Source organism: Pseudoselenomonas ruminis, from assembly GCF_008271295.1.
Taxonomy (GTDB): Bacteria; Bacillota; Negativicutes; order Selenomonadales; family Selenomonadaceae; genus Selenomonas_A; species Selenomonas_A ruminis.
In genome coordinates this window covers 22,511-38,863 of the sequence record NZ_VTOY01000005.1, presented here as the reverse complement: position 1 = coordinate 38,863, position 16,353 = coordinate 22,511, and the positions used below count along the sequence as shown (strand labels likewise).

Sequence of the window (16,353 nt, the reverse complement as noted above, 5' to 3'; positions counted from 1 at the left end):
CCTGGTATTAAATTAGTCTTGCAATTTTCACACAAATAGTGCAAAATAGAGATTGCAGTACATGAGAAATTTGTCGCAGACTATTTTCTCACAAGCTAATTATAGGAGGTATATAATGGCTACTGTTCAGGAAAAAATTGACTTAATGAATGCAAAGAAAGAGCATATCATGCAGGGCGGCGGTCAGGCCCGCATCGAAAAGCAGCACGCAAAGGGCAAACAGACTGCCCGTGAGCGTATCAACAAGCTGTTCGATGAAGGATCTTTCGTTGAGCTCGATATGTTCATGAAGCATCGTTGCACGAATTTTGGTCAGGACAAAAAAGAACTTCCGGGCGAGGGTGTAGTAACGGGATATGGTACGGTTGACGGCCGTCTTGTCTATGCTTATGCACAGGATTTCACGGTTGAGGGTGGATCTCTTGGTGAAAAACATGCGCATAAAATCTGGAAAGTAATGGACCTTGCCATGAAGATGGGTGCACCGTGCATCGGTATTAACGACTCGGGCGGCGCTCGTATCCAGGAAGCCGTTGACGCACTGTCTGGTTACGGTGGTATCTTCTATCGCAACACGGCAGCTTCTGGCGTAATCCCGCAGATTTCCGTAATCATGGGACCGTGCGCTGGTGGTGCTGTATACAGCCCGGCTATCACGGATTTCATTTACATGGTCAAGAACACCAGCCAGATGTTCATCACAGGCCCGGCAGTTATCAAATCGGTAACGGCTGAGGAAGTTACCGCTGAAGCTCTGGGCGGTGCTATGACGCATAACACGCGCAGCGGTGTTGCTCATTTCGCAGCAGAGGATGAGGATGACTGCATCAAGCAGATTCGTTACCTGCTGTCCTTCCTGCCGAGCAATAATATGGAAGATGCTCCGGTTATGGAGACTGGTGATGACCCGGATCGTCAGGATGAGAGCCTGAACACGGTTATTCCGGATAACCCGAACATGCCATACGATATGAAGGATGTAATCCGTTCGCTGGTTGATAACGGTGAATTCTACGAAGTACAGGAATTCTTCGCCACGAACATCATCTGCTGCTTTGCCCGTTTTGATGGCCGCAGCGTTGGTATCATTGCCAACCAGCCAAAAGTCATGGCAGGCTGCTTGGATGTTGATGCGTCGGATAAATCCGCCCGCTTCATCCGCTTCTGCGATGCGTTCAATATTCCTCTTGTCAACCTCGTTGATGTACCGGGCTTCCTGCCAGGCGTTAACCAGGAGCATAACGGCATTATCCGCCATGGTGCGAAGATGCTCTATGCATACAGTGAGGCTACGGTTCCAAAAGTTACGGTTATTACCCGTAAGGCATACGGCGGTTCCTACATCGCTATGTGCTGCCGCGAACTCGGCGCAGACCAGGTTATGGCTTGGCCGACGTCGGAGATTGCTGTTATGGGTCCGGCTGGTGCAGCCAACATCATCTTCCGCAAAGATCCGGATAAAGATGCTAAGACGGCAGAGTACGTTGAAAACTTCGCAACGCCGTATGTTGCCGCAGAGCGTGGCTATGTTGATATGGTTATTGAGCCGAAAGAGACGCGTCCGCGCATCATCACGGCTCTCAATGCACTGGCTAGCAAGCGCGAAGTTGGCCCGTCCAAGAAACACGGCAATATTCCGCTTTAATCAAAGAGGTGCACGTTATGAAAACCGAAGCAAATGGCGTATCGCCTGAGGTAGTAGCCGCTATCACGGCTGCTGTCCAGATGATGATGTCGAATAAAGTTATCGCTGTACGCATCAAGCGCAGCGACGTTTGGGCTTTGTCCGCGCGTGGCGGCTTGGTCAAACAGTTCTGATTGATTCCGAAGTAGAACGTATTTGGAGGAATTCTTAATGAAAAAGTTCAATATCACCGTTAACGGCACGGCTTATGAAGTAGAGGTTGAGGAAGTAAAATCCGCAGCTGCAGCTGCTCCGAAGGCTCCGGCAGCTCCGGCTGCACCGAAAGCAGCACCGGCACCGGCTCCGGCAGCACCAGCTGCTCCGGCTAAGGCTGCTGTTGCCGCTGGCGCAGGTGAGCATTCCATCGATGCTCCGATGCCGGGCAAAATCGTTAAACTCGTAGCAAGCGAAGGCCAGGCTGTTAAAGCTGGCGAAACGCTGCTGATTCTCGAAGCTATGAAGATGCAGAATGAGATTGCTGCTGATGCTGATGGCGTTGTCAAGACGTTCAACGTTGCTGCTGGCCAGAGCGTCAAAGCACATGATTCGCTCGTAATTCTTGGCTGATTTGCTGAGAAAAAGGCCTTCCCGTTTGGGAAGGCTTTTTTGCTTTCTATTTGCTAAAGGAGTATTTTGTGAAGAAATTAGTTATTATCGTATCTTTGCTGTTACTGTTTTGTTTTGTTTTGACTGGCTGCAGTAAACCACAGCCGGCAGCCAAGAAGAATTTTACCATCGTCACCTCGTTCTACCCCATGTATATTGATGTCATCAATATCACCAAAGATGTCGATGGTGTTGAGGTCATCAATATGACAAAGCCGCAGACGGGCTGTCTGCACGACTATCAGCTGACTACGGAGGATATGAAGGTGCTTGAGAAAGCCGACGTGCTGGTCGCTAGTGGTGCTGGTATGGAAAGCTTCCTCGACAAGGCAGCTAAGCAGAATAAGAAGTTAAAGATAATCGAAGCATCTAAGTATGACCACATCCAGCTGCTAAAAGATGGCGAAGAAGATAATCCGCATGTGTGGACGTCGGTTACTTATGCGATTGACCAGGTAAAGGCAATCACCGTTCAGCTCTGCGAGGCTGACCCCGCGCATAAGGATCAGTACCGCAAGAATGCGTTGGATTACGTCATGAAGCTTGAGGCACTGCGCAAGGAGATGCACGAGCAGCTCGACGATTTGCCTCATAAGGATATCGTGACGTTCCATGAGGCGTTCCCGTATCTTGCCAAGGAGTTTAAGCTGAACCTGGTGGATGTGATTGAACGAGAGCCTGGGACGGAACCGACGCCGCAGGAACTTGAGCAGGTCATTGACAAGGTAAAGAAATTGCCGGTGAAAGTTCTCTTTACCGAACCACAGTATTCGCCAGCGGCGGCGGAAACGATTGCGCGAGAGACGGGCGCAAGGATTTACACGCTTGACCCCGTGGTAACTGGTGAGGCAACACCGGAAGCTATGGATGCCTATATCAATACGATGAAAAAGAACATGGAAGTGCTCAAAGAGGCATTACAATAAAAGCAGAGCTGCTGGCTTAGCTGAATTTGACAGATTCCATTCGGTTATTTACAATATATGTATTATTTTTCATCTCGGTTGGAGACTGACCAATGAATTGGAGGTCCCAGACAACGTTGTCGAACGATGTCTGGGGCTTTTTTTATAGGAGGGATGGATATGGTTCCAGAATATGAAATTCTTTTTCGGCTGGCACTGGCAGCTATATTAGGAGGACTCGTTGGCTATGAAAGGCAGTCCAGGAAAAAGTCGGCCGGGCTTCGTACCAATCTAATCGTGTCAATGGGCGCCTGCTTGATGATGGTGCTTTCACTGGCTATGTATTGGAGCATGGAAGATAAGAGCAATGGCGACCCTGCCCGAATTGCAGCGCAAGTGGTAAGCGGAATGGGCTTTTTGGGGGCAGGGGCGATTATGAAAGAGGGGCTGACGGTTACTGGCCTGACAACTGCTGCCTGCTTGTGGATAGTGGCAGGTATAGGCCTGGCCGTGGGCGCTGGCTTATACATTGAGGCTTTGTTTACCACGGCATTTGTTTTTGTGGCGTTGAATGCCTTGACGCATATCGATGATTTTTTTGAACACAGAAAGAAAACAGCGGTAGAAATCTGTCTCGTCAACAATCCTGGTGAGCTGAAGCGCATTCACAAGAAGCTGGAGGCATTTCAGTTAAAGGTCGGGCGTTTTAGTGTGCAGGAAAATGGTGAAGGACTGGGGACAGACAGTGCCTATCTGATTCTCAAAATGGATTTGCTCTTTGAAAAGGAAGCGGCAGTCATCGATATAATTGACTATCTCAATTCTTTGGATACGGTGTTGTGGGTAGAGAAGCGCTGATGGCATAATTTGTTCTTGGCAAAAACTCCGCAATGGCGTTATAATAGAATAAAAGTCAAATGGTCAATTTTTATAGAAGGTGATTATTGTGAGCAATATCGCAGATTTAATTGAAGCGTATATCCTGCGGCAGCTGGCAGCCCAACAGGATGGCAAAGTAGAGCTACGGCGCACGGATATTGCCGATGAGATTTCCTGTGCCCCGTCGCAGATTAGTTATGTGCTGTCGACACGGTTCACGCAGGATAAGGGGTTTGTCGTGGAATCGCGCCGTGGCTTGGGCGGATTTATCCGCATCGTACAGGTGCCTACGCGCAATATGGTTTACCAGGACATGCTCGATAAGATTGATAAGGATACGGAAATGCCAATGGTGCAGTCCATGGTGCATTATCTGCTCCAGCATCAGATGATTACGAATCGCGAAGCGGCATTGATGATGCAGGTGGTAGTCTTTGCCTATCAATCGGAGCATGTAACGGCTGAGGAACGGGTTCACTTGTTAAAATCCATGTTCCTGACCCTGGAAAATTTTTCCTGAGCGGAATGATAGTATCTTGAAATAGTTTACCATAGAAAAGAGGGATTCCGGATGTTATGTGATGATTGTGGACGCAACGAAGCGGTAGTCCATATCACCCAGATTGGGCCGGATGGACGGATTGAAAAAAATTTATGTGAAAAATGTGCGGCAGCTTATGGGGAATTTGTCCCGGCAGCGAAGCAGGGCCGCAGTGTATCGATGGATGATTTCCTCAAGGGCATTTTCAGCAGTGCCGCTGAGCGCGGCGAGAAACGGACGCTCGACCAGAACCAGCTCGTATGCCCAAACTGTGGCATGAGCTACCGCGATTTTCAGCAGACGGGAAAGATTGGCTGTGCCGAGTGCTATAATACGTTCCGCCAGCAGATTGAACCGATGCTGCGGCGCATCCATGGCTCGAGCGTACATCGTGGCAAGATACCGCATCGCAGTGGCAGCACCCTGGAAATCAAGCATGAAATCGGTTTGCTGCGCCAAAAGCTGCAGGACAGCGTAGCCCGGGAAGAATACGAAAAGGCCGCGGAGTATCGTGACAGAATCCGCAGTCTCGAGAAAAAGATAGAAGTCCAGGAAGGAGGCGTGGCTGATGGCAATCAATGATTTGCTGCGCAGCAGTGAACTTACCTGGCTGAAGAGTGGCGGCACGGATGGCGATGTAGTAGTGGCCAGCCGCATACGCCTGGCCCGCAATCTCAAAGGGGTTCCTTTCCCGAATCGGGCGGATATGAACCAGCTTTCGCAGGTGCTGGTCGCTACCGATGAAGTACTTCCGGAACTGGAAAAGTCGATGGGGATGCCATTTGACCGCGTGGATGTCGAACGGCTGTCGCCTCTTCAGCGGGAGGTTTTGATCGAAAAGCAGCTGATTACCGATAATCTCATCAAGAATCCACAATACCGTGCGACTTATGTGTCCGATGACCGCTGCATTAGCATCATGATCAATGAGGAAGACCACCTGCGCATTCAGTGCTGGGCGCCGGGACTCAATCTCGATCTGCCGATGAGCACGGCCTTTACGCTCGATGACCTCATAGAATCCAGGCTGGATATGGCCTTTGATGAGAAGATGGGCTATCTGACGTCCTGTCCGACGAATCTGGGAACGGGGCTGCGGGCATCGGTTCTGCTTCATTTGCCCGGCCTGGTGTTTACCCGCAATGTCAGCAGTATCATCAATATTTCCCCGCAGCTCGGGCTGGCCGTCCGTGCTCTGTATGGAGATGACAAAGAGCCGGTCGGCAGTTTATTCCAGATTTCCAATCAGCTGACGTTAGGTTTCTCGGAGGAAGAGCTCATAGCCAATCTGAAGAGTGCCGTAACGGAAATCGTTGCCCATGAGCGCCGGGCGCGCAAGGCTTTGGCTCTTTACCGCAAAGAGCAGCTGGCTGATGAGGTTTGGCGGGCGTATGGCACGCTGGCCTATGCGCGCATGCTTTCCGAACGCGAGGCCATGGAGCTCTTGTCCAAGGTTCGCCTTGGGATAGATTTGAAACTTATTCATGAAGTAAAGGCAGATTGTTACGCGGATATCCTCATTGCCAGCCATCGCAGTTTCCTGCAAAATCTGGCAGAAAATGAGAATATGTCCAAAATCGAAATCGACCAGCTCAGAGCGCGCAAGGTACGGGAAATACTTGGCGGGCATCGCATGAGCTCGGAGGAAAAATCATGAATTACCGAAATCACTTTACCAATCGTGCCATTAAAGCGGTGGAGTTTGCGCAATATGTAGCGCAGGATTTGCAGCAGGACTATATCGGTACCGAACACATCCTGCTCGGCTTGCTGCATGAGCGCAATGGTGTGGCAGCGCAGGCAATGTATGCGTTAGGACTCACCTTTGAAAACGCCATGGCAATGGTCAATACGATGGATTCACAGGAGGCCGAATATCCATCGGATAATCCGTACTACACCCCGCGGGCAAAGCGGGTCATGGAAGGGGCGATGGAGGAGTCGCAGACGCTCGGTCATACCTATATCGGGACGGAACACATCCTGCTTAGCCTGCTCTCGGAAACGGAGGGGGCGGCCATTGAGGTGCTGAACCGCTTGGGTATCGACCCTGACAACTTGCAGGACGAGGTGCTTGAGCGCATTGATATGCCGCATCCTTCCGATGATGGTCCGCAGCTCGAAAAAGGCAATGGACGGACGCGCAGCCGCCGCGAGGGCGGCGCACCGCTGCTGAAAAAATATGGCCGTGACCTTAACCGGCTGGCCGAAGATGCCAAGATGGATCCCGTTATCGGACGCGAGAAGGAAATCCAGCGGGTCATCCAGATTCTTTCGCGGCGGACGAAAAACAATCCGGTGCTGCTCGGAGAACCTGGCGTAGGCAAGACCGCGATTGCCGAAGGCTTAGCCCAGCGAATTGTCGAGGGTGCCGTCCCGTATATGCTTCAGGACAAGAAAGTCATTTCGCTTTCGATGGCTTCGCTGGTGGCGGGGGCAAAATACCGCGGCGAGTTTGAGGAACGGCTCAAAGGCGTCATTGAAGAGATTCATCAGCTCGGCAATATCATTTTGTTCATCGATGAAATGCATACGCTGGTAGGCGCCGGAGCCGCCGAAGGGGCACTGGATGCCGCCAATATCTTAAAGCCGGCTCTTTCGCGTGGGGAGATTCAGATTATTGGCGCTACGACGCTGGATGAGTATAAGAAATACCTGGAAAAGGATGCCGCGTTGTCACGGCGCTTCCAGACCGTAATGGTAGAGGAGCCGACGCCCGATGATGCCGTGCGCATTTTGCAGGGGCTGCGCAGTAAGTATGAGGAATTCCACCGCGCGAAAATTGAAGAGGAAGCCATCGAAGCGGCGGTTCATCTTTCGCACCGCTACATAACGGACCGCTTCCTGCCGGATAAGGCAATTGACCTCATGGATGAAGCTGCATCGAAGGTGCGCATGGGAAAAGTTGCCCCGCCGAGCCGCGTTCATTCTATCCGTGAGCAGCTCGATAAACTTCATACGGAGAAGGAAGCGGCGATTGCCGCACAGGATTACGAACGGGCGGCCAAGCTGCGCGATGAGATGCAGGCGGTAAAGGAATCGCTGGATGAAGCGCGCCGCAACTGGGAAAAGAAAGACCATAACCGCATTACGGTAACGGCTGATGATATTGCCGATGTGGTGGCACAGTGGACAGGGGTTCCGGTCCGTCAGCTGGCGGCAAAGGAATCGGAGCGCCTGCTGAATATGGAGAAAATCCTCACCCGCCGTGTCATTGGGCAGGAAGATGCTGTAAAGGCAGTATCCAAGGCAATAAGGCGGGCAAGAGCCGGATTGAAAGACCCCAAGCGGCCGATTGGCTCGTTTTTATTCCTGGGGCCTACTGGTGTCGGCAAGACGGAACTTGCCCGGGCGCTGGCTGAAGCACTTTTCGGCAGTGAAGATGCCGTCATCCGCTTTGATATGTCCGAGTACATGGAAAAGTACAGCGTATCGCGTATGGTTGGTGCGCCTCCGGGCTATGTCGGCTATCAGGAGGGCGGCCAGCTGACCGATGCTGTGCGCCGCAAGCCGTACTCGATCATCCTGCTCGATGAGATTGAGAAGGCCAATCCGGATGTATTCAATATCCTGTTGCAAGTTCTCGACGACGGCCGGCTGACAGACGGGCAGGGGCGTACGGTTGACTTCCGCAATGCGGTCATCATCATGACGTCCAATGCAGGTGCCAGCTTTTTGCGGAAACAGAATCAGGCGATGGGCTTTTCCGTCCGTGGAGACAAGGAAGAGGCCAAGCAGGAAGAAGAAAATGGCCGCAAGCGTGTGCTCAGTGAAGTCAAACGAATCTTTAAGCCTGAGTTCCTGAATCGCATCGATGAGCTACTGGTGTTTCATCCGCTCGGACGGAAGGAATTGGTGAAAATTGTCGATATACTGCTCAAGGATGTAAAGAAACGCTTGCTGGAAAAAGATATCAAGATGGAAATCAGTCCATCGGCCAAGAATAAACTCGTGGAAGCGGGAACCGACTTCAAATATGGAGCGCGTCCGTTGAAGCGTGCCTTGCAGAAACACATCGAAGATGAAATAGCAGAGCGGCTGCTGCGGCACCGGTTTAAAGCCGGGGATACCATCTGCGTCCGCAAAAATGGTGATATGCTGGACTTCATCAAAAAAGAAGTGAAACCAAAGGCAGTCAGGAAGGTGAAGGCAGATGCCAAGAAATAAACTGGCACCGGCAAGCCTGTCAGGAAAAATCCTCGATTTTGCGGCCAATCTCCTATGGTCCATCGTCTGGTTAGGACGATGGACTATTCGTCTGCTAAAAGGGCTGATAAAGAATATTTTGCGTTGATGTTGTTGGAGAAGATTTATGCCTAAGAAAAAGAAAACTGTATATGTCTGCCAGGAATGCGGCTATGATGCCCCCAAATGGCTGGGAAGATGCCCAGGGTGCGGTGCCTGGAATACGATGGTGGAAGAAGTCGTCGCGCCCGAAGTCAAGGGCAGTGGCGGGCTTCGCCTTGGCCTGTCCGACGCTGTGAAGCCGCAGCCGATAGGTGACGTACAGCTGGAGGATTTGCCGCGTTTTTTGACCGGTTCCGGCGAGCTTGACCGCGTATTGGGAGGCGGTGTTATCCCAGGGTCGATGGTGCTGATTGTCGGCGACCCGGGCGTTGGCAAATCCAGTCTCACGCTCAAGGTCTGTGCTGATGTGGCACGTTCGGGGCGGCGGGTACTGTATGTGACCGGTGAGGAGAGCACGCGGCAGGTGCGCATGCGGGCAGACCGGCTCGGGGCAATAGCCGACAGCCTGCTGGTTGTCAGTGAGACCAATCTGGAAACCATTGAGGCGCATGTGTCCAATACGAAGCCGGACCTTTTGGTCATCGATTCGATACAGACGATCTTTAAGCCGGAGGTCCAGAGTGCACCGGGCAGCGTTTCCCAGGTCCGGGAGTGTTCGGTAGAGCTGCTGCGCATTGCGAAGACCAATGGCATTGCCGCTTTTGTCATTGGTCATGTGACGAAGGATGGCAATCTTGCTGGCCCGCGCGTGCTGGAGCATATTGTCGATACGGTCCTCTACTTTGAGGGTGAGCGCAATGCCGAGTATCGCGTCCTGCGGGCCGTAAAGAACCGCTTTGGCAGCACCAACGAATTGGGGCTGTTTGAAATGCGGGATGTGGGACTTGTCGATGTTCCCGATGCCTCCAAGATGTTTTTGTCCGAGCGCGAATGCGACAGTGGTACGGTTATCATCCCGACCGTGGAGGGAACCCGGCCGCTGTTGGTGGAGCTGCAGGCGCTGGTAGCTCCTACGCCCTATGTGCCGCCGCGGCGTACCGCCGATTCGGTGGATATCAAAAGAATCCAGCTGCTATTAGCCGTTTTGGAAAAGCGCGTTCATCTGCAAATTGGTGCCTGTGATGTTTATGTCAAGGTTGCGGGCGGAATCCGTATCGATGAACCGGCAGCTGACCTTGGCATCTGTGTAGCCATGGCATCGAGTTTTGCCAACCGGCTGATTCGCCCGAAGACTATCGTGTTTGGTGAAGTTGGCCTTTCGGGGGAGGTTCGGGCTGTCGGACAGGCCGATATCCGCATCAATGAGGCCAAACGGCTAGGATTTGAGCATGTAATCCTGCCGATGAAAAATTACCGCCAGCTGGCCAGGGAGGTAACGGGAATCAACCTGTATGGGGCTGAGACTATCCGCGACGCCTTGCGGCTGGCCATGCCCAAGGATTGATATTTCCCACAGGGGAATTTGTCCTTGGCAAAAAAAACGAATTAGCGTTATAATATTAGAGCCTTCCTCTTTTATGAGTGAGGCTCTTTAGTTTTTGTTGGGAGGATTATAGAGACATGAAGGTTTTTCGTGGAATCATGGCAGGGATACTTACGGTGTGCCTGCTTGCGATACAGCTGCCAGCAGCGATGTCTCAGGGATGTGACGCGGAGCCGCAGGTAACGGCACAAGCAGCCATATTGATTGAGGCATCTACGGGACGCGTAATCTGGGAGAAAAATGCCGATGAGGAACATTATCCAGCCAGCACCACCAAGATGATGACTGGCATACTGGGACTTGAGAATATCGGCCCGCGCACCGAGGTATTCATTTCGCCCCAGGCGTCGGGAACGGAGGACTGTTTCCTCGATATTCATGCAGGGGAACGGCTTACAGCAGAAGAACTCATCACCGGAATGCTGATGGTATCGGATAATGGAGCGGCAGTGGCGGTGGCCGAACAGGTCGATGGCAGTGTGCCGACCTTTGCCAACCGGATGAACGCCAAGGCAAAGGAATTGGGGATGGAACATACGCATTTTGAAAACCCAAATGGCCTGCCTAACCCAAATCATCATTCCACGGTCAGGGATATGGCCAAGCTGGCGCGATACGCGATGGAAAATCCCAAGTTCCGTGAGATTGTGGGAACGAAAAATCGTACCATCAAATGGGCGTTCCCAGCGACAAAACAGCTGGCCGTGGAAAATACCAATAAACTGCTGGGCCGATATAAAGGCATGACGGGAATCAAGACGGGCTGGACCTCTGCTGCTGGCGGTTGTCTGGCCGCCGCTGCCAAACGGAATGGCGTTGAGCTTATCGTTGTACTCATGAAGACGCCAACACCCGATGACCGTTTCCGTGATGCGGAAAAGATTTTGGACTATGGATTTAGTCATGTGACGATGGTAAAGGGAATTTCCAAGGAACGTGTCTCGCGGAATGTCTGGGTCAAGAATGGCAAAGAAGCATCGACTACGGCCCATCTGGTAAGCGATATCGATTATCCGCTGATTAACAACGAAAGTCCGGAAAAGTACACGGTAACGTACGATATTCCCCGCGTGGTTTCAGCGCCAGTAAAAGAGGGCGAAGTCATTGGCAAGGCAGTCATCAAATACGATGGAAAAGCTGTTGGCAGTGTCGATGTTGCCGCTGGCAAGGTAAACAAGGGAAATAGTATTGGTTCCTGGCTCGTTAGCCTCTTTGAAGGGCTGTTGGTAAGGCTTTGAGGATAATTGCCTTGCGCAAACTTTGACAGTAAAACCTGAAATATGGTATAATAATTGCGTTCTTGCGGATGTGGCGGAACTGGCAGACGCGCTGGACTTAGGATCCAGTGTCTTACGACGTGCAGGTTCGACCCCTGTCATCCGCACCACTATCGATGGTTAAAATCCTTCCAGTTTTTGGAAGGATTTTTCTTTTTGTCAACAGCAAAATGGGAAAGATTGCCGTTGACAATTCAGGCGAAACACTATAAAATAATAACTAATAAAAAGTAACAATAAGAGAGGCGCACGACCTGTCCTATTGTGAACCATTAATCCCTCTTGAAGCCCTGCAGCAATGCAGGGCCTTTTTCTTATGCCGGAAATAGAAAAAGCCGATGGTCATTGACCATCAGCTTTAAGTGGAACAATCGCTTATGCGAAGTACTTGCCTTTGTTGTCTTCTTCCTGTGCTTCGTAAACAGCAATGCGGTTCTTGATGAACTGCGTATCGATATTGCCGGTACGGAAGTAGGTGTCTTTGAGAATTTTTTTGTGAAGGGATACCGTAGTTTTTACGCCATCGATGCGGAATTCCTTCAGGGCACGTTCCATGATCTTGATAGCGTCACCGCGCGTGCGGCCATGAACGATAATCTTGGCAATCATGGAATCGTAATACGGCTCAATAGCAAGGCCAGCCGTTACACCGCTGTCAAAGCGGACGCGCGGGCCGCTCGGCTCATGCAGGAATGTGATGTCGCCCGGGGACGGCAGGAAGTTGTTGTCCGGGTCCTCGGCGTTAATGCGGCACTCGATAGCATGGCCTGTGAAATGAACATCTTTCTGCGTGAACTCAAGAGCCTCGCCAGCAGCAATGCGAATCTGCGTGCGGACAAGGTCGATACCCGTGACGGCTTCCGTGATGCCGTGCTCAACCTGAATGCGCGGGTTGATTTCCATGAAGTAGAACTCGTTGTTCGAAAGGTCGAGCAGGAACTCTACTGTACCGATGTTGGAGTAGTGGACGCTCTTAGCTGCTTTTACTGCCAGCTGGCCGACACGCTCGCGCATATCCTGCGTCAGGGCAATCGACGGGGATTCCTCAAGGAGTTTCTGGTTGCGGCGCTGCAGGGAGCATTCACGCTCGCCAAGGTGCAGGACTTCACCGTAGTTATCGGCAACAATCTGAACTTCGATGTGACGGGAACGCTCGATGTAATGCTCGAAGTAGTATTTCGTCTTGGTGATATCGACGAGCATCGAGAGGATGTTGCGCAGGTCTTCTTCGTTGTGGGCTACGCACATGCCTTTGCCGCCGCCACCCGATACTGGTTTGAGGATGACCGGATAGCCGACTTCCTTGGCAACTTCGATAGCTTCTTCGTTGCTGGTCAACGGGTCGCTGCCTTTAGCCATCGGAATACCGGATGGAGCGATGGAAGCGCGGGCGATATCTTTGTCGCCGACGAGGCGGATGGTTTCCGGCATCGGTCCAATCCAGGTAATACCGGCATTAGTTACCTGCTCAGCAAAGTCTGCATCCTCGGAGAGGAAGCCATAGCCCGGATGAATTGCATCAGCCTGGGACTGTTTAGCAGCTGCCAGCAGGGCGTCTTTGTTCAGATAGCTTTCCAGAGCATCAGCCGGGCCTACGCAGATAGCCTGGTCAGCCAGCTGGACATGCAAAGCATTGGCATCGGCCTCGGAGTAGACAGCGACGGTTTCAATGTCGAGCTCCTGGCAGGCACGAATAATACGAACGGCGATTTCGCCGCGGTTAGCAATAAGAATGCGTTTAAACATAGGATTACCTCCTAAATTTACAAATAGGTTTATATTATTGACGATTATTTGGTATGGTTGTAAATTAACAGGTATTAGAACCTGCTGCTAAAACAACTATGACATGAATTGTAGCACAATTTGAAAAGGGGGTCAATGATAAAGTGAAGGTATAAGCACCATGCGTGAAAAGAATAATGAATGGTGTATACAGATTCGAAAGCCAATTTGTGGTAATATAGAAAGATGAAAGGAAGTGAGCGTGTGACCGATATCGTTGAAGAAAAATTGAAATTGCTGCCGGATCGTCCTGGCGTCTATATTATGAAGGACAGCCAGGGCAAAATCATTTATGTGGGCAAGGCCGTGGTGCTCAAGAACCGCGTGCGGCAGTATTTCCAGTCGAATAAAAATCACACGCCGAAGGTCCGGGCGATGGTCTCGCATATCGCGGATTTCGAAATCATCATGACCCATACGGAAGTCGAAGCGTTGATTTTGGAATGCAACCTTATCAAGAAACATCGTCCGCGGTATAATATCAGCCTCAAGGACGATAAGACTTATCCTTATGTGAAAGTCACGGTGCAGGAGGAATTCCCGCGCGTCTTTATCACGCGCCGCGTTCTAAAGGATGGGGCCCGTTACTTTGGCCCGTATACGAATGCGACAGCTGTTCATGAGAGTTTAAAACTATTGCGGCGGCTGTTTCCGCTGCGGACTTGCAAGCATCTGCAGGAGCGGCCCTGTCTCGAGTACCATATCAAACGCTGTCTGGCGCCTTGTGCTGGCAAAGTCGAGAAGGACGAATATGATGCGATGATCCGGGCGGTGCTGCTGTTTTTGGAAGGGCGGACGGAAGAAGTCGAAAAGGAATTGCAATATCGCATGGAGGCGGCGGCTGAGGCTTATCATTTCGAGATCGCGGCCCGCCTGCGCGATCAATTGCTGGCCGTCCGCAAGATTGCGGAAAAGCAGAATATCGTGACAGGCTCTGGCGATCAGGATGCCGTCGGCATGGCGCGCTCGGAAATTGGTGTCGTCGTGCAGATTTTCTTCATCCGCGCGGGCAAGATGATTGGCCGGGAACATTTCCTGCTGCGCGGAAGCGAAGAAGAAAGCGATGAGGCAATCCTCACAGCGTTTTTGCAGCAGTATTACCATCGGGCGGCGTTTATACCGCGGGAAGTTCTCCTGCCACGGGAATTGCCGCAGGAGGACCGGCAGCTGATGGAGGCGTGGCTGTCTGAAAAGAAAAAGCGGGCCAAAGTGCAGCTTGTCTGTCCGCAGCGTGGCACGAAACATGATATCGTGGTCATGGCGGCTGGTAATGCGGCTAAGTACCTGCAGGATGAAGCGGCCCGCATCAAGCAGGCTAATGCGCAGACCCGTGGGGCGGTTGAAGAACTGGGACGTTACCTGGGGCTGAAGAATCCGCCTGAGCGCATGGAATGCTTTGATATATCCCATATACAGGGAAGTGAAACCGTCGCGTCGATGGTGGTATTTGAAGGCGGCCTGCCGAAAAAATCAGATTACCGCCGCTTCAAGATACGGAGCACTGAGGGAAAGCCCGATGATTTCCTGTCGATGCGTGAGGTGACCACCAGACGCTATGTGGGACTTCCTGAGGCGGAACTGCCGGACCTCATCGTCATCGATGGCGGTAAAGGCCAGCTTTCTTCCGCGCTGGAAATCATCCGCCAGCAGGCCGGACACAAAAAGGTTCCGGTAGTAGGCCTTGCCAAGCAGTTTGAGCTGGTGTTCCGGGAGGGGGAATCCGAGCCGGTTGTCCTGCCGCGTCACAGCCAGGCGCTTTATCTCATTCAGCGCATTCGCGACGAGGCGCACCGCTTTGCCATTACCTATCACCGGAAATTGCGTGGCAAGCGCAACCTGGTTTCGGTTTTGGACCATATTGTAGGAATTGGCCCGAAACGGCGGCAGGCGCTTTGGTCTCATTTTGGGACGCTGGCAAAAATCAAGTCGGCCAGCGTGGAAGAACTGGCGGAGGTGGATGGCATGAATATGCCGGCTGCCGAAGCAGTGTATAATTTCTTTTTAGCACAGGAAAAGTTTCGAGGAAAGGAAAAAGAATCATAATGAAGATAGTGGATTTGCATGTTCATTCCCGCGTTTCCGATGGCAGTTTTCGTCCGGAGGAATTGGCCAAACAGGCGAAAAAATGTGGCCTGTCGGCGTTTACGCTGACGGACCATGACAATATTGCCGGAAACGATGAAGCCGCGGCGGCTGCCAAGCGGGAGGGCATCGAGTTTATCAATGGCATGGAACTTACGGCAGAGTACAGCGGCCGCAAGATTCATATCGTCTGCATGGGCTTTGACCCCAATCATCCATCGTTTCAGCTGATTTACCAGCGAATCCGTTCCATCAAGGAGGGGCGGATTCCGGAGATGATTGATTTTGTGGCGCACAAGGGCGTGGATATTTCTCTGGATAAGGTAAGAGAATTTGCTCAGGGGCGTTCCATCGACCGGTATGCAATCATGCGTTATTTGGTTTCCCTTCATCTTTATGACCGCGCCCAACCACTTTGGGATAACTATCTTGACCCCGCAGCTGTGGCGCTGGGACTCGATGTGAATATCACGGCCGAAGAAGCTTTGCCGCGTATACGGGAAGCTGGAGGCGTGACGTCGCTGGCGCATTTCCATAAAGAAATCGGTCTCAAAGGGCTGACGCGCAAGGAACAGGAGACGGCGATTCTGCACCTACACAGCATGGGCTTAAATGGCATGGAACGCTTCTATCCGAATTATTCGGACGATGATGCGGCGTTTGCTGGCTATATGATTGAAAAATATGATTTGATGCCTACGGGCGGCACTGATTTTCATGGTGCCAACCGTCCGGACGTGGCCATGGGAACTGGTATTGAGGGCAATATGGCGGTGCCGTATGAGTTCTTTGCCGGAGTCAAACGGCGCTGCGGCATAATTTAATTTTTCTTTGGCAGGATTTCATTTTAAACAGGGCGAACC

The 16,353-nt window shown here is 51.8% G+C and carries 15 protein-coding genes and 1 tRNA gene; 15 read left to right on the top strand and 1 reads right to left on the bottom strand.

What is annotated here, in order from left to right; translation table 11 throughout:
- Positions 1-115 precede the first annotated feature (115 nt).
- From mmdA to FZ040_RS07765, 13 genes are all read left to right on the top strand, one after another.
- Positions 116-1,645: a methylmalonyl-CoA decarboxylase subunit alpha gene (gene mmdA, locus FZ040_RS07820; RefSeq protein WP_149171471.1), complete on the top strand. Its 1,530-nt coding sequence runs from the start codon at positions 116-118 to the stop codon at positions 1,643-1,645.
- Between the two features lie 17 nt (positions 1,646-1,662).
- On the top strand, positions 1,663-1,818 hold the full coding sequence (locus tag FZ040_RS07815; RefSeq protein WP_074513584.1) for a methylmalonyl-CoA carboxyltransferase: 156 nt from the start codon (positions 1,663-1,665) through the stop codon (positions 1,816-1,818).
- Between the two features lie 37 nt (positions 1,819-1,855).
- Positions 1,856-2,251: a biotin/lipoyl-containing protein gene (locus FZ040_RS07810; RefSeq protein WP_149171470.1), complete on the top strand. Its 396-nt coding sequence runs from the start codon at positions 1,856-1,858 to the stop codon at positions 2,249-2,251.
- 68 nt (positions 2,252-2,319) lie between these two features.
- Positions 2,320-3,216, top strand: coding sequence for a metal ABC transporter substrate-binding protein (locus tag FZ040_RS07805; protein ID WP_149171469.1), 897 nt, complete (start codon positions 2,320-2,322; stop codon positions 3,214-3,216).
- Positions 3,217-3,375: 159 nt separating this feature from the next.
- Positions 3,376-4,053: an MgtC/SapB family protein gene (locus FZ040_RS07800; RefSeq protein WP_149171468.1), complete on the top strand. Its 678-nt coding sequence runs from the start codon at positions 3,376-3,378 to the stop codon at positions 4,051-4,053.
- A gap of 88 nt (positions 4,054-4,141) precedes the next feature.
- Positions 4,142-4,594, top strand: coding sequence for a CtsR family transcriptional regulator (locus FZ040_RS07795; protein ID WP_149171467.1), 453 nt, complete (start codon positions 4,142-4,144; stop codon positions 4,592-4,594).
- 51 nt (positions 4,595-4,645) lie between these two features.
- On the top strand, positions 4,646-5,197 hold the full coding sequence (locus FZ040_RS07790) for a UvrB/UvrC motif-containing protein (protein ID WP_149171466.1): 552 nt from the start codon (positions 4,646-4,648) through the stop codon (positions 5,195-5,197).
- A complete protein-coding gene (locus FZ040_RS07785; protein ID WP_149171465.1) occupies positions 5,184-6,272 on the top strand; it encodes a protein arginine kinase in 1,089 nt (362 codons plus the stop codon). The genes FZ040_RS07790 and FZ040_RS07785 overlap by 14 nt, the downstream gene beginning before the upstream one ends.
- Positions 6,269-8,782, top strand: a complete 2,514-nt coding sequence (locus FZ040_RS07780) for an ATP-dependent Clp protease ATP-binding subunit (protein ID WP_149171464.1) — start codon at positions 6,269-6,271, stop codon at positions 8,780-8,782. Before FZ040_RS07785 ends, FZ040_RS07780 begins: the two co-directional genes overlap by 4 nt.
- On the top strand, positions 8,769-8,909 hold the full coding sequence (locus FZ040_RS13995; RefSeq protein ID WP_187620282.1) for a hypothetical protein: 141 nt from the start codon (positions 8,769-8,771) through the stop codon (positions 8,907-8,909). The genes FZ040_RS07780 and FZ040_RS13995 overlap by 14 nt, the downstream gene beginning before the upstream one ends.
- A gap of 18 nt (positions 8,910-8,927) precedes the next feature.
- Positions 8,928-10,307 carry a DNA repair protein RadA gene (radA, locus tag FZ040_RS07775; RefSeq protein ID WP_149171463.1) on the top strand — a complete coding sequence of 460 codons (1,380 nt, stop codon included), beginning with the start codon at positions 8,928-8,930 and terminating at the stop codon, positions 10,305-10,307.
- A gap of 116 nt (positions 10,308-10,423) precedes the next feature.
- Positions 10,424-11,584 (top strand): D-alanyl-D-alanine carboxypeptidase family protein, encoded by a 1,161-nt coding sequence (locus FZ040_RS07770; protein WP_149171462.1) that lies wholly within the window; start codon positions 10,424-10,426, stop codon positions 11,582-11,584.
- A 64-nt stretch (positions 11,585-11,648) separates the two neighbouring features.
- Positions 11,649-11,733, top strand: a tRNA-Leu gene (locus FZ040_RS07765).
- A 265-nt stretch (positions 11,734-11,998) separates the two neighbouring features.
- Here FZ040_RS07765 and FZ040_RS07760 read toward each other — a convergent pair.
- Positions 11,999-13,369, bottom strand: a complete 1,371-nt coding sequence (locus FZ040_RS07760) for an acetyl-CoA carboxylase biotin carboxylase subunit (protein WP_149171461.1) — start codon at positions 13,367-13,369, stop codon at positions 11,999-12,001.
- A gap of 243 nt (positions 13,370-13,612) precedes the next feature.
- Between FZ040_RS07760 and uvrC the strand changes: the two genes are divergently transcribed.
- Together uvrC and FZ040_RS07750 are read left to right on the top strand one after the other, a co-directional pair.
- Entirely contained in the window at positions 13,613-15,451 is a 1,839-nt protein-coding gene (gene uvrC / locus FZ040_RS07755; RefSeq protein WP_149171460.1) for an excinuclease ABC subunit UvrC, read from the top strand.
- The gene (locus FZ040_RS07750) at positions 15,451-16,314 is read left to right on the top strand and encodes a PHP domain-containing protein (protein WP_187620281.1); all 864 of its coding nucleotides are present in this window, start codon (positions 15,451-15,453) and stop codon (positions 16,312-16,314) included. Before uvrC ends, FZ040_RS07750 begins: the two co-directional genes overlap by 1 nt.
- Positions 16,315-16,353: the final 39 nt, after the last annotated feature.

Excerpts from the sequence above, each read along its gene's own strand:
- FZ040_RS07780 (WP_149171464.1), top strand. The coding sequence starts at position 6,269 with ATGAATTACCGAAATCACTTTACCAATCGTGCCATTAAAGCGGTGGAG.
- radA (WP_149171463.1), top strand. The coding sequence starts at position 8,928 with ATGCCTAAGAAAAAGAAAACTGTATATGTCTGCCAGGAATGCGGCTAT.
- FZ040_RS07810 (WP_149171470.1), top strand. The coding sequence starts at position 1,856 with ATGAAAAAGTTCAATATCACCGTTAACGGCACGGCTTATGAAGTAGAG.
- FZ040_RS07785 (WP_149171465.1), top strand. The coding sequence starts at position 5,184 with ATGGCAATCAATGATTTGCTGCGCAGCAGTGAACTTACCTGGCTGAAG.
- FZ040_RS13995 (WP_187620282.1), top strand. The coding sequence starts at position 8,769 with ATGCCAAGAAATAAACTGGCACCGGCAAGCCTGTCAGGAAAAATCCTC.
- FZ040_RS07760 (WP_149171461.1), bottom strand. The coding sequence starts at position 13,369 with ATGTTTAAACGCATTCTTATTGCTAACCGCGGCGAAATCGCCGTTCGT.
- FZ040_RS07815 (WP_074513584.1), top strand. The coding sequence starts at position 1,663 with ATGAAAACCGAAGCAAATGGCGTATCGCCTGAGGTAGTAGCCGCTATC.
- FZ040_RS07750 (WP_187620281.1), top strand. The coding sequence starts at position 15,451 with ATGAAGATAGTGGATTTGCATGTTCATTCCCGCGTTTCCGATGGCAGT.
- mmdA (WP_149171471.1), top strand. The coding sequence starts at position 116 with ATGGCTACTGTTCAGGAAAAAATTGACTTAATGAATGCAAAGAAAGAG.
- FZ040_RS07800 (WP_149171468.1), top strand. The coding sequence starts at position 3,376 with ATGGTTCCAGAATATGAAATTCTTTTTCGGCTGGCACTGGCAGCTATA.
- FZ040_RS07770 (WP_149171462.1), top strand. The coding sequence starts at position 10,424 with ATGAAGGTTTTTCGTGGAATCATGGCAGGGATACTTACGGTGTGCCTG.
- FZ040_RS07790 (WP_149171466.1), top strand. The coding sequence starts at position 4,646 with ATGTTATGTGATGATTGTGGACGCAACGAAGCGGTAGTCCATATCACC.